This is a genomic window from Mucilaginibacter koreensis (assembly GCF_054783355.1).
On sequence record NZ_BAAGQS010000001.1, the window covers coordinates 1,228,496 to 1,241,228 of the forward strand.

Sequence of the window (12,733 nt, forward strand, 5' to 3'; positions counted from 1 at the left end):
AGCAATGCTGCGATAGCTAAGATAAACTGCTTAATAAATCTTCCAGATTTTTTAAAGTCATGGTGAAGCCAATCTTGAAACCCTCCAGTAATTTTTCCAAACGCTCAAAAGATTCATTGAAGATAACAATGTCAACCCGGGTGATGCCATTGTGCTCACTGAAATTATAATCCCAGTCCGATCCCGGCAGTTCTCTGTTTTCATCTTTGTCGGCAAAGGTGTTATACATTTTGAAATTGGTTTTCGGGGTGATGGATGTAAACTCCTGTAAAGCCCAGCGCTCCTGCCCGTCGGGGCTTATCATTGCATAAAACCTGCGCCCGCCTACTTCAAAATTCATGTATTTGGTTTTAGCTCGCATGGGGGCAGGGGCACCCCATTGGTCCAGCAGTTCCGGTTTGATAAAAGCATCCCATACCAACGCCTGCGGGGCGTTAAACTCCCTGGTGATGTATACCGTTTTGGCGGCCTTGTCAACGTTAAAATCGAATAGCAAATTGTTATTCATCATTTCTTTTCTTTAATTGTTGATAATAAATGGTCAAGCTGGTTGAATTGAGTTTCCCAGTTTTGCCTGAATTGCGCTAACCAGTGATCGAACTCCTGCATTTTTTTGGCATTAAAGTGATAATAAATTTCACGCCCGCTTTGCTCGGCTTTAATTAAATCACATTCCTGCAATACTTTAATATGTTTAGATACAGCCTGCCGGCTCATATCAAATTTTTCAGCCATCACATTTGGCGTGAGTGCCTGAGCGGCGAGCAGTATTAAAATCGCACGGCGTGTGGGGTCGGCTATGGCCTGAAATATATCGTTCTTCATGCTACGCTATTTGCAACTAATTGATTGCAAATATAATGCAACTATTCGGTTGCGAAAATTTTTTTGCTTTTTTTAACGACTTTAAAATGTGTGTTAAGAAATGATAGCCGCAAATAAGCCATTGATCTAAAAGTTACTACAGTATCACAATCCTTTGTTGCGACTTACATCTAAATATCAGTCATTCAATGCCCTGCATTTGATGTTAAAACAAGAAGCTTATTTATTTCTTTTATTACAACCGAACCACAAGTGCACTAAACGAATAAACTATGTCAAGAACTATTATTGTATCAAACCGGCTGCCCGTAAAAGTTATAAAAAATGAGGGCGGTTTTCAACTACAGCAAAGTGAAGGGGGTTTGGCTACAGGATTAGGCTCCATATACAAGCAAGATGATAATTGCTGGATTGGCTGGCCCGGATTAGAAATCACAGATGCGGAAGAGCAGCAGGAGGTGGGACGCCAACTGGCTGATTTAAGCTTGCAACCGGTTTATCTTACCCAAAATGAAATTGAAGAATATTATGAAGGGTTCTCAAACTCAGTACTCTGGCCGGTATTTCACTATTATGCCTCTACGTACGCCAGCTATAAGCAAAGTAATTGGGAGTACTACCAGCAGGTAAACCGGAAATTTTGCGAAGTGGTATTAGCCGCAGCGCAACCCGGCGATACCATTTGGGTGCATGATTATCAATTACTGCTATTACCCGAACTGATCAGGAAGCAATTACCCGATGTGTCCATCGGCTTTTTTCTGCATATCCCTTTTCCCTCGCACGAAATGTTCAGGCTCATTCCCTGGCGTGCTGAATTGTTGAAAGGGATGCTCGGTGCGGATTTGATCGGCTTTCATACATTTGATGATGAACGCCATTTTTTGAGTGCAGTTACCCGCGTGCTGCCGCTTTCTATATCGTCAAACAGCATTAATTGCGGTGATTATACTACGGTGGTCGAATCATTCCCGATGGGTATTGACGACAAACGTTATGCCGGCCTCCCTTTGCAGGATGATGTGCAAAAGCAAATTAAAGAAATCAGAGATATCTACAAGGATAACAAAATTGTATTGTCTATAGACCGCCTGGATTATAGCAAAGGCATTTTACAGCGGCTGCAAGCGTTTGAAATGCTGCTGGAACGCTATCCTGAATATATTGAAAAAATCACATTATACATGATTGTGGTACCATCGAGAGATGCTGTGCCCCAATACCGCGAACTACGCGATCAGATTGATAAACGTGCCGGAAACATTAACGGCAGGTATCGTACCATCAGCTGGTCGCCCATACAATACTATTACCGTTCGGTACCCATCGAAACGCTGTCGGCCCTGTATTCCTGTGCCGATGTATGCCTCGTAACCCCCATGCGCGATGGGATGAACCTGGTCAGTAAAGAATACGTTGCCAGCAGAATTAATAACGATGGCGTATTGATACTCAGCGAAATGGCAGGTGCATCTAAAGAACTGATAGACGCTATACTGGTGAACCCTAACAATGTAAATGAGGTTTGTGAAGCCATTGTTCAGGCGGTAAATATGCCCCTCGCCGAACAGGAAGAACGCATGAAGAGTATGCGTTATGAAGTAGCTAAATTTAATATCAACCACTGGGTAGAACTATTTATGGATCAATTACACGAAGTAAAATTAATGCAGCGCTCGTTATTGAGCCGCCATGTTGAATCGGTTACAGAACAATCTATTATCAACCGCTATCATAAAACCGGCAAGCGCATCATATTTTTGGATTATGATGGCACCCTTGTTGAATTTCAGGCCAACGTTAATGATGCCATACCCGATCAGGAACTGCGTACCATCCTGCAAAGTTTAATGAGCGACCCGGCTAACCAGGTAGTGCTCATCAGCGGGCGCAAACACGAAAATCTGGACGAATGGTTCGGTGATACCCCCCTGTATTTAATAGCCGAACACGGCGCCTGGTTTAAAAGCCCGGGCGAAGACTGGTATAAAATTTCAGGCCTGTCTACCCAGTGGAAAAAAGATATTTACCCCGTGTTGGAGAGATACGTTGACCGCACGCCTGGATCATTCATTGAAGAAAAAACTTATTCATTAGTATGGCATTATCGTAAAGCACAGGAAGGGTTAGGCGAATTACGCGCTAACGAGTTAATGAATACGCTTAAATATCTGGCTACCGACAAAGGCTTGCAGCTATTGCCCGGCGATAAGGTAGTTGAGGTAAAAAATATAGAAATCAACAAAGGAAAAGCAGCTTTAACTTTAGTTGAGAAAGAACATTACGATTTTGTAATGGCCCTGGGCGATGACTATACGGATGAAGACACTTTCAGAACCTTGCCTGACAGTGCCGTTACCATTAAAGTGGGCAACAAAATGTCGGCTGCTAAATTCTATCTGCGCAACCCCACAGAGGTAAGGCAAATGTTGAAAAACTTGGTAGCTAACAACACTGTTGTTTAACAATTTTACCGGTAGCTCAATAAAAAAGGGCAGCTGTATCATTCAGCTGCCCTTTTTATTGTTAAGTCTTGTGCTTATAAAAATATAGGCCTGTCCAGTTTCATGGCAATTCGGTAGGCAGCATTCATTAAGCCTACATGGCTGTAAGCCTGAGGGAAATTACCCCATTGGCTGCCATCTTCCTCAGCCACATCTTCACTGAACAACAGCAAGTGATTAGAAAACTGAAGCAGGTTCTCAAATTCTTTAATGGCATCATCCATACGGCCTACGCAAGCCAGGGCTTCTACATACCAAAAAGCGCAGATAAGAAATGTAGTTTTCGGTTTGCCAAAATCATCAGCATGAAGGTAGCGGTAAAACAAGCCGTTAGGTGTTTTCAATTCTTTTTCCAGCGCAATGAGATGGTCTTTAGCACGGTCGGAGGCCGGGTCCAAATAATTCATCATAATCAGCTGGAGCGTGCTGGCATCCAGCCAGCTTAAACCGGCAGCTGTAGTATATACCTTTCGTTCAGGGTCATAACAGCTTTCAATGTGCTCGGCAGCGCGGGCTTTCATTTTCAGCGCACGGTTCAGTAAATCGTCGTTCTCAATGGTGCGAGCCATTTTTTCGGCAGCACAGGCACCTGCCCATTGAAACAGGTTGCTGTAACAATGTACATTGGCCATATTACGAAACTCCCATATACCGGCATCCTTTTCGTCAATGGTTCGTTCAATTTTACTCAGCAAGTAATCCACCCAGCGGGCCGAATCTTTGCGCTCATCAAATACAAACCGATGATCTGTATACAATGGCAGGATAGACACCAGCACCTGGCCGTAAATATCATTCTGAATATGCTCAGAAGCTTGGTTGCCCACACGCACCGGCTGATTACCCTCGTAACCTTCCAAATCTGATAAAATCTTTTCTACCAAATCCTTCTGCCCGGTAATGCCATACAACGGCTGGTACCTGAATTCTTCGGAAAATGAAATATCGGTTAAGTAATTGAAATACCGCTCCATTTCCTCAAAATGCCCAATGTGGTTGAGCGAGGTAATTACATAATAAGTGTCGCGTAGCCAGCAGTAACGGTAATCCCAGTTACGGCCACTGCCCGGCGATTCGGGCAGGCTGGTGGTACTGGCCGCAATTACTGCACCGGTATCTTCATATTGGTGAATTTTAAGAGCCAAAGCTGCTCTGATCACATAAGGCTGATAAAAACCTGCAATACTAGAGTGCTTAATCCATGTACGCCAGTATAACTGCGTTTCACGTAAAAAACGCTCGGCGGTACTAATCAATGGCGCTTCCAGGGGTTCGCCATAAGTCATTACCAGGTACTTCTCTTCATTCAGTACAAAACACTGGCCGTCGAAAATGTAACTCACAGGGATATTTGTAGTTAAACGAATATTTTCGTCGCCACCCAAATATTGAATATGGTTGCTCCCCCGGTTAACGGTAAGCTTGATCTGACCATAATCAGATACCGGCTCGCACTTCACCAACAGGCGCGGATTGCCACTGATGGCTTCAATTTTACGGATCAGCATCAGCGGCTTATAATAACGCTCATGCTGGTGGAAACGCGGTGCAAAATCGGTTATCTTGTACTTAGCGCCTGCTTGGGTTGTAATTTCGGTAACCAGTATATTTGTATTTTCCTGATAATACTGGTGCGAAGTATATTCTTCACCGTTACCTGGCAGGATGGAAAATTCGCCACCCTTATCTTTATCCAGTAAGCCACCAAATATGAAAGTGCTATCAAAGCGTGGCCAGCACAGCCAATCAATATTTGTATTTTTATTTACATGTGCCAAAAAAGCACAGTTACCAATAATTCCGGTATTATACGTATGTCTCATTAATCAGCAGGATATATTTTAAATCGTATGCTTTAGTAATTAGGTTGGGAACAAAGTTAATCCCTTAAATGTTGTAAATATTATCACATAGCCCCGGCGTAATTGGTATGAACAACGTTTAGGAGTAATTATAAATAGGTTGCAGTTGCTCTCGAAAATACTGGTGTAATAATTACAATAAGTACTCGGATTACACTTTATGTTATTAAAATAATATCAGTACACTGCAGTTAAAGCCGAGGGTACAATGTTGTTTAAACACGAAATAAACAGCTTAAATATTTTGTTATCAGATTATTAAAATAAATTTGCTTATTTCAAAAAAATCATATCTTTGAAATATCAGTACAAACAAACTGGTACCTTTCTGATAATTAATGATATTTATTTTTCAGTTTGGAATATTAATTTAAACAGATACTAATCAACCTTTACGAGAATGAAAACTGGAAAAGTAAAATGGTTTAACACACAAAAAGGCTACGGCTTTATTATTACCGACGAAGGCAAAGACCTTTTTGTACATTTTAAAGATGTGCAGGGTGGTGTTAATGCACTCAAAGATAATGACAGCGTAGAATATGAAATAGCCGATGGCAAAAAAGGCCCTCAGGCAGTAAATGTTAAAAAAGTTTAACCCGTTATAAACCCTGTTTCGTAACCTCTGCTTCACAGCAGAGGTTTTTTTGTGCAAAAATTTTGAGTTCAACACGGCCTTTCCTACATTAGTGAGCCAATTTCAAATTATGTCCAATACTTCATCCGCCGCAAATCGTAATGTCATCTTCTTGGTTATTGTAGCCGCCTTAGGGTACTTTGTCGATATTTATGATTTGGTGGTGTTCTCCATCGTCCGCATCAAAAGTTTTCACGATTTAGGGATTATTGATCCGGAGCAAATCAAAAGCAATGGCGTATATGTGATCAATATGCAAATGTTCGGCTTGCTGTTGGGTGGCATACTGTGGGGAATCATCGGCGATAAACTGGGCCGGATCAAAGTGCTGTTCGGTTCCATTCTATTGTATTCGGTGGCTAATATTGTAAACGGCCTTGTTACTGATATTGACAGCTATGCCATCATCCGCCTCATCGCCGGCATCGGCCTGGCCGGAGAACTGGGTGCAGGTATTACCCTGGTAAGCGAAACCCTGAGCAAGGAAAACAGGGGATATGGCACCATGATTGTAGCCGTGATTGGCCTGTTTGGTGCGGTAGCCGCCAACTTGGTTGGCAAGTACGATTGGCATACAACCTATTTTGTGGGCGGAGGCTTAGGCATTGTATTACTACTTTTCCGGGTAGGCACTTTTGAATCAGGCATGTTTAAAAATACGGCAAAGGCCGAAGTTTCAAAAGGCAATATGCTGATGCTGTTCAACAACGGTACACGATTTAGAAAATATCTTTACTGCATTCTTATAGGGGCACCTTTGTGGTATGTAGTAGGAGTACTGATTACCCGTGCACCCGAATTTGGTGTAGCGCTTAAGGCAAAAGAAACATTGAGTGCAGGCGATGGCATCATGTTCGCTTATATAGGCATCTCCATTGGCGATGTGTTTGCAGGCTTGCTGGCTCAGGTAGCCAAATCACGCAAACTGGCCATGACGGTTTTTTTGCTGGTTTCGCTGGTAACCGTGGTTGCTTACCTGAGCGCCTATGGTCTATCTACCAAACATTTTATCTGGCTTTGCTTTTTTATGGGTATATCGGTTGGCTATTGGGCTACATTTGTTACCATCGCTTCTGAGCAGTTTGGCACCAACATCCGTGCTACAGTTACCACTACGGTGCCTAATTTTGTGCGTGGCGCTTTAATCCCTATCAACTGGGTGTTTGATGCCTTAACCAACCATTACGGCATGATATATAGCGGATATATTGTAATGATTGGCTTAACGCTGATCTCACTGTTCTCATTGAGCCGACTTAAAGAAAGCTTTGGCAAAGATTTAGATTATATTGAGGAAGATGAGCTTTTATATCCGCAGATATAAAGCGTAAATTTACTTTTACAGGCCCACATAATTCTGCACTTTTGCACCGATGATTACCAAAGAGCAGATTGCAGCAGATTATCAGCAAATACAAGACGAAATTTGTGCCGGCTTAGAACAACTGGACGGGCAAGCCAAATTTGAGCAGGAGTTGTGGGAGCGTGAAGGCGGCGGCGGCGGCCGTACCCGAATTATCCAAAACGGCAATGTACTCGAAAAAGGAGGCGTTAATTTTTCTGCCGTTTACGGCCATTTGCCCGAAGTCATCAAAAAATCACTGAAGGTAGATCAGGACGATTTTTTTGCCACCGGGGTTTCCATTGTAATGCATCCTAACCATCCCATGGTGCCTATCATTCACATGAATATTCGGTACTTCGAAATGCCATCTTCTTTTAATGGTGGCCAGCAACCGGTACGCTGGTTTGGCGGAGGTATTGATTTAACGCCACATTACATTTTTGACGAAGATGCCCGCTTTTTTCACTCACATTTAAAATCAGTTTGCGACCAGTATCACCATGAGTTTTACGAGCGGTTTAAAACATGGGCCGATAATTATTTCTTTATTAAGCACCGTGAAGAAACGCGCGGCATAGGCGGTATTTTTTATGATCGTTTAACTGCTAATGAGAATTTAAGTTGGGAACAGGTATTTGAATTTTCTAAAGCTGTAGGCCGTTCTTTCTTGCCGATGTACACCGAACTGGTAAACCGCAATCGCGGTAAAGCTTTTACCGAAGCCGAGCAGCAATGGCAATACATTCGCCGCAGCCGCTATGCAGAGTTTAATCTGGTATATGATGCAGGAACCAAGTTCGGATTGGAAACCAATGGCCGCATCGAATCAATTTTAATGAGCCTGCCACCTACAGCCAAGTGGGTATATGATTATAAACCGACTGCCGGTAGTACTGAAGAGCGGACACTATCATTATTGAAAAAAGGCATTGACTGGGCAGAATAAATTACATTGATACCACCTATGAATAAACATATTACAACTACATTATTTGCTGTTGTGCTATTGGCCTGTATTGCCTTTAATAAGGCGCCATCTTTGAAAGGCAATTGGCAATACTGCGGTGGAATTTATAATGGTAAAAAATCGGCTGCGCCAACAGGTTATCAATTGCAGCGCAAATATGATAAAGAACATTTCACTTTGCTTTTATTGGAGCCTGATACCACAGCCCAGCAAATAGCCCGAAGTGATTACCAGATAACGGCCGACAGTTGCCTTGAAACTGAAACTTTCAGCAAAATACCATCTAAGCTAACCGGCATTGTTGTTCACTACAGTTATACGCTAAAGCATGATACGCTCACTTTAAAAGGCAAACTGCCTACCGGCATGCAGGTAGAAGAATACTGGAAAAAGATGAAGTAGTAAAAAGCAGGTGTAACCTGCTTTTTCTTTTTGGTGTCATAGGTAGAAATTAACCAAATGAAATACCTACACCTCACCATTGCACTGATTTTTGCAGCATCAATCAGCAATGCACAGTCTGCCGCTCCAAAATCTTACACAAAAGATTTTTTTCAAAAATTAGTTCAGGTTTATAATACCGGAGACTCGGTTATTTACCAAAATTTTTATACCCAGCTCACGCCCGATCAGCAAAAAGCAAAAGCTAATGCCAGTCAGATGCTGCACGAGTTTCAGTTTACCGGCAAGGTGCAGCTTAAACAGGTAAAAAACACTTCGCCAACTGATGTAGAATTATTGTTTCAAACCGATAATTATCACTCCTGGTGGAATTATCTGTGGATCACAGATACTGCCAATAAATTTAAAGAGCACCATATGCGCCCGGTTCGCCTGTCGGGCGATTTCCTGAGCAGTGGCCAGCTTTCACAACAGCAGGTTTTGGCCGGCGTAAATAGCTACATCAAAAATTTAACTGATAGAAAGGTTTTTGCAGGTAACGTTTTCATTGCCAAAAAAGGCCAGATACTTTACAATAAATCGTTCGGTAATGACCCGCAGGGCCAAGCCAACTCGTTTCAGCAGCAATTTGATTTGGCGTCAATGGGTAAACTATTTACTACTGTCAGCATTCTGCAATTGGCTGATCAGCATAAGCTATCACTTAATGACAGCGTAGGTAAGCTGATGCCCGATTTAACCAACAAGGCATTAAGCGCCATTACAGTTAAGCAATTGCTCACCCACAGTTCTGGCATGGGCGATTTCTTCGAAGATCCGGCATATGAGCCGCAGCCAGGCAAAATGATTCCTCAAGTTGATTTCATGACGGCCATTGAAAAAGATAAGCTTCATTTCAACCCGGGTCAGGGCTTCAGGTATAGCAATACCGGCTTTCTGCTGTTAGGCTTAATTGTTGAGAAAGTATCCGGTCAAAAGTTTGACAATTACGTACAAGAGCATATTTTCGGCAAAGCCTCAATGCAACATTCCAAAGTAGGTACACCGGCTGGCGGCGGTTTATCAACCGTGACTGACCTCTACAATTTTTCAAAGGCTTTGAATGGTGGCAAACTGCTTAGCCAAGCAACTACAACCCAGTTTGCACATTACCATGATGCCAATTGGGGCTTGGGCCAGGAATACCAGGCACTGGGCAATGAAGTAGTAACCGGCCATAGCGGTGGTTTTATAGGGGTATGCACCGAGTTAAACATTTATCAGAAAAGTGGATACACAGTAATCATCTTATCGAATACCGAGCCGCCTTATGGGCATTTCTTATCAGACAGGATTAAAGAGTTAATCATCAGGAAAGCCTGATATGTTACATAACCTTCTTTTCGTAAGCCCCAAAGTTATTCGCAGTAACTTTGGGGTTTGCTGTTTAAAGTATAATTTCAGGGTGTGGCATATTTGTTTTAACTAACATATTTTTGAGCTCACAGCATGGCCGAATGTTAGTAAAAAGCTGTATTTTATAGCTAAAAATGCGTATATTCGCGTTGTATTTATCTACTAATTGAAAACTGAATCTCACAATTTAATTCTATTAAATTTTTAGTTAATGGCTGAAGATCATTCACAACCGGAAGACCGGATTATTTCAATAAATATTGACGAAGAGATGCGCTCGGCTTACATTGATTATTCAATGTCGGTTATCGTATCACGTGCCTTGCCTGATGTTCGCGACGGACTGAAGCCTGTGCACAGACGTGTACTTTTTGGTATGCTGGATTTAGGTTTGAACAACAACAAACCACATAAAAAATCGGCTCGTATTGTAGGCGAGGTACTGGGTAAATATCACCCGCACGGTGATAAATCGGTATATGATACCATGGTGCGTATGGCGCAGGACTGGAGCTTACGCTACCCGTTTGTTGATGGCCAGGGCAACTACGGCTCTATAGATGGCGATGAGCCTGCAGCGATGCGTTATACAGAGGCCAAACTGCAAAAAATTGCAGAGGAAATGCTGGCCGATATCAACAAAGACACTATTGACTATCAGCTGAATTTCGATGATTCGCTGGAAGAGCCAACGGTATTGCCGGCTAAAATACCTAACTTATTGGTTAACGGTGCCTCTGGTATTGCAGTAGGTATGGCCACCAACATGGCGCCTCATAATCTTACTGAGGTAATCAATGCCACCATTGCTTATATCGACAACCGCCAGATTGAGATCAGCGAAATGCTGAAATATATTAAAGGCCCCGACTTCCCGACAGGTGGTATTATTTATGGTGTTGAAGGAGCCCGCGAAGCGTTTGAAACCGGCCGTGGCCGTATTGTACTGAGAGCACGCGCCGAGATTGAAACTTACAACGGCGACCGTGAGCGTATCATTGTTACCGAAATGCCTTACCAGATTAACAAGGCGCAAATGATTGAGCGCACTGCTGAGCTGGTAAACGAAAAGAAAATTGAAGGTATCTCGGCTATCCGTGATGAATCTAACCGCGAGGGTATCCGCGTGGTGTACGAAATTAAGCGCGATGCCAATGCCTCCATTGTATTAAACAACCTTTATAAATATACCTCACTGCAAACCTCTTTCAGTGTAAACAACATTGCGCTGGTACATGGCCGCCCGATGCTGCTGAACCTGAAAGATATGATTCATCACTTTGTGGAACACCGCCACGAAGTAGTAATCCGCCGTACCAAGTTTGAACTTGCTGAGGCCGAAAAGCGCGCCCATATTCTGGAAGGTTTGCTGATTGCGCTCGATCACCTGGACGAAGTAATCCAGCTGATCCGTAGCTCAGCTACACCGGAAGAAGCCCGCGATGGTTTGATGCAGCGCTTTGGCTTGAGCGAGATTCAGGCCCGTGCTATTCTGGACATGACGCTGCGCCGCTTAACCGGTTTGGAGCGCGATAAGATTAAAGAAGAGTACGCCGAGCTAATGAAACAGATTGAATATTTACGTTCAATTCTGGCTGATGAAGGTTTGCGTATGCAAATCATTAAAGATGAGTTAATTGATGTACAAAACCGCTTTGGCGATGACCGTAAAACGGAGATTGTACACTCAGCAGCCGAAATGCAGACCGAAGACTTCATTGAAGATGAAAATGTGGTAATTACGGTTTCGCACGAAGGTTATATTAAACGTACGCCGTTAACCGAATATCGCCGGCAGGCGAGGGGCGGTAAGGGCGCCATTGGCAGCAACAGCCGCGATGAAGACTTCATTGAGCACTTATTAGTGGCCTCCAACCACAACTATATGTTGTTCTTTACCGAAGCCGGCCGTTGTTTCTGGCTGCGGGTATTTGAAATACCTGAAGGTACCCGTACTTCGAAAGGCCGTGCTATACAAAACATTATCAATATCCCGAAAGAAGAAAAGATAAAGGCCTATATCAAGGTAGTGAACCTGAAGGATCAGGAATACCTCGAGAACAACTTTATCATTATGTGTACCGCTAAAGGTATCATCAAGAAAACTTCCTTGGAAGCTTATTCTCGTCCGCGTGCCAATGGTATCAACGCCATTAACATTAACGATGGTGATACTCTGCTTGAGGCTACTTTAACTACCGGTAGCAGCGAAGTAGTAATGGCGTTAAAATCAGGCCGTGCTATCCGTTTCAATGAATCTACCGTACGTCCGATGGGCCGTACCGCCACTGGTGTAAAAGGTATCACCTTGGAAGATGCAAACGATGAGGTAGTGGGCATGATCGCTATTAACAGCCCCGAAACTACAGTATTGGTAGTATCAGAAAAAGGCTACGGTAAACGTACCGATATTGAAGACTACCGAGTAACCGGCAGGGGAGGTAAAGGTGTAAAAACCATTAGCATTACCGAAAAAACCGGAAAACTTGTTGCCATAAAAGATGTTACTGATACGGACGATTTAATGATTATCAATCGTTCAGGCATCATCATCCGCATTGCCATGAAAGACCTTCGGGTAATGGGCCGGGCCACACAAGGGGTAAGGCTGATTACATTAAAAGGTACGGATGAAATTGCATCAGTAGCCAAAATAGAGCACAGCGAGGAAGAAGAGCTGGAACAAGCGTTAGAATCTGCAATTGAAATCAGTGAAGAATCAGGCGCTGAAAACTTGGCTGATGAATCCGCTGCTGATGATGCTACAGAACCAGAAACTGAATAAAAATATGATGC

At 43.1% G+C, this 12,733-nt stretch carries 10 protein-coding genes; 7 read left to right on the forward strand and 3 right to left on the reverse strand.

Annotated elements, in window-relative coordinates; genetic code table 11:
• Positions 1-16: 16 nt before the first annotated feature.
• Both ACYVNW_RS05505 and ACYVNW_RS05510 read right to left on the reverse strand, forming a co-directional pair.
• Positions 17-511 carry an SRPBCC family protein gene (locus ACYVNW_RS05505; protein WP_460678843.1) on the reverse strand — a complete coding sequence of 165 codons (495 nt, stop codon included), beginning with the start codon at positions 509-511 and terminating at the stop codon, positions 17-19.
• A complete protein-coding gene (locus ACYVNW_RS05510) occupies positions 508-825 on the reverse strand; it encodes an ArsR/SmtB family transcription factor (RefSeq protein WP_460678844.1) in 318 nt (105 codons plus the stop codon). Before ACYVNW_RS05510 ends, ACYVNW_RS05505 begins: the two co-directional genes overlap by 4 nt.
• Before the next feature lie 272 nt (positions 826-1,097).
• Here ACYVNW_RS05510 and ACYVNW_RS05515 point away from each other — a divergent pair, with 272 nt between their 5' ends.
• Positions 1,098-3,290, forward strand: coding sequence for a bifunctional alpha,alpha-trehalose-phosphate synthase (UDP-forming)/trehalose-phosphatase (locus tag ACYVNW_RS05515; protein ID WP_460678845.1), 2,193 nt, complete (start codon positions 1,098-1,100; stop codon positions 3,288-3,290).
• 74 nt (positions 3,291-3,364) lie between these two features.
• Here the strand turns inward: ACYVNW_RS05515 and ACYVNW_RS05520 are convergent, their stop codons facing one another.
• Positions 3,365-5,152: a glycoside hydrolase family 15 protein gene (locus ACYVNW_RS05520; RefSeq protein ID WP_460678846.1), complete on the reverse strand. Its 1,788-nt coding sequence runs from the start codon at positions 5,150-5,152 to the stop codon at positions 3,365-3,367.
• 439 nt (positions 5,153-5,591) lie between these two features.
• Between ACYVNW_RS05520 and ACYVNW_RS05525 the strand changes: the two genes are divergently transcribed.
• The 6 genes from ACYVNW_RS05525 to gyrA all read left to right on the forward strand — a co-directional run bounded on the left by ACYVNW_RS05525 (position 5,592) and on the right by gyrA (position 12,722).
• A complete protein-coding gene (locus tag ACYVNW_RS05525; RefSeq protein WP_460678847.1) occupies positions 5,592-5,789 on the forward strand; it encodes a cold-shock protein in 198 nt (65 codons plus the stop codon).
• Between the two features lie 109 nt (positions 5,790-5,898).
• Complete coding sequence (locus tag ACYVNW_RS05530; RefSeq protein ID WP_460678848.1) at positions 5,899-7,152, forward strand: MFS transporter; 1,254 nt, start codon at positions 5,899-5,901, stop codon at positions 7,150-7,152.
• A gap of 49 nt (positions 7,153-7,201) precedes the next feature.
• A complete protein-coding gene (gene hemF / locus ACYVNW_RS05535; RefSeq protein ID WP_460678849.1) occupies positions 7,202-8,119 on the forward strand; it encodes an oxygen-dependent coproporphyrinogen oxidase in 918 nt (305 codons plus the stop codon).
• Between the two features lie 18 nt (positions 8,120-8,137).
• Positions 8,138-8,542 carry a hypothetical protein gene (locus ACYVNW_RS05540; RefSeq protein WP_460678850.1) on the forward strand — a complete coding sequence of 135 codons (405 nt, stop codon included), beginning with the start codon at positions 8,138-8,140 and terminating at the stop codon, positions 8,540-8,542.
• Positions 8,543-8,599: 57 nt separating this feature from the next.
• A complete protein-coding gene (locus ACYVNW_RS05545; RefSeq protein WP_460678851.1) occupies positions 8,600-9,904 on the forward strand; it encodes a serine hydrolase domain-containing protein in 1,305 nt (434 codons plus the stop codon).
• A 244-nt stretch (positions 9,905-10,148) separates the two neighbouring features.
• Positions 10,149-12,722: a DNA gyrase subunit A gene (gene gyrA, locus ACYVNW_RS05550; protein ID WP_460678852.1), complete on the forward strand. Its 2,574-nt coding sequence runs from the start codon at positions 10,149-10,151 to the stop codon at positions 12,720-12,722.
• Positions 12,723-12,733: the final 11 nt, after the last annotated feature.

Bases quoted from the DNA above. Each gene is read 5' to 3' on its own strand.
- ACYVNW_RS05540 (WP_460678850.1), top strand. From the start codon at position 8,138: ATGAATAAACATATTACAACTACATTATTTGCTGTTGTGCTATTGGCC.
- ACYVNW_RS05515 (WP_460678845.1), top strand. From the start codon at position 1,098: ATGTCAAGAACTATTATTGTATCAAACCGGCTGCCCGTAAAAGTTATA.
- hemF (WP_460678849.1), top strand. From the start codon at position 7,202: ATGATTACCAAAGAGCAGATTGCAGCAGATTATCAGCAAATACAAGAC.
- ACYVNW_RS05525 (WP_460678847.1), top strand. From the start codon at position 5,592: ATGAAAACTGGAAAAGTAAAATGGTTTAACACACAAAAAGGCTACGGC.
- ACYVNW_RS05530 (WP_460678848.1), top strand. From the start codon at position 5,899: ATGTCCAATACTTCATCCGCCGCAAATCGTAATGTCATCTTCTTGGTT.
- ACYVNW_RS05505 (WP_460678843.1), bottom strand. From the start codon at position 511: ATGATGAATAACAATTTGCTATTCGATTTTAACGTTGACAAGGCCGCC.
- gyrA (WP_460678852.1), top strand. From the start codon at position 10,149: ATGGCTGAAGATCATTCACAACCGGAAGACCGGATTATTTCAATAAAT.
- ACYVNW_RS05545 (WP_460678851.1), top strand. From the start codon at position 8,600: ATGAAATACCTACACCTCACCATTGCACTGATTTTTGCAGCATCAATC.
- ACYVNW_RS05510 (WP_460678844.1), bottom strand. From the start codon at position 825: ATGAAGAACGATATATTTCAGGCCATAGCCGACCCCACACGCCGTGCG.
- ACYVNW_RS05520 (WP_460678846.1), bottom strand. From the start codon at position 5,152: ATGAGACATACGTATAATACCGGAATTATTGGTAACTGTGCTTTTTTG.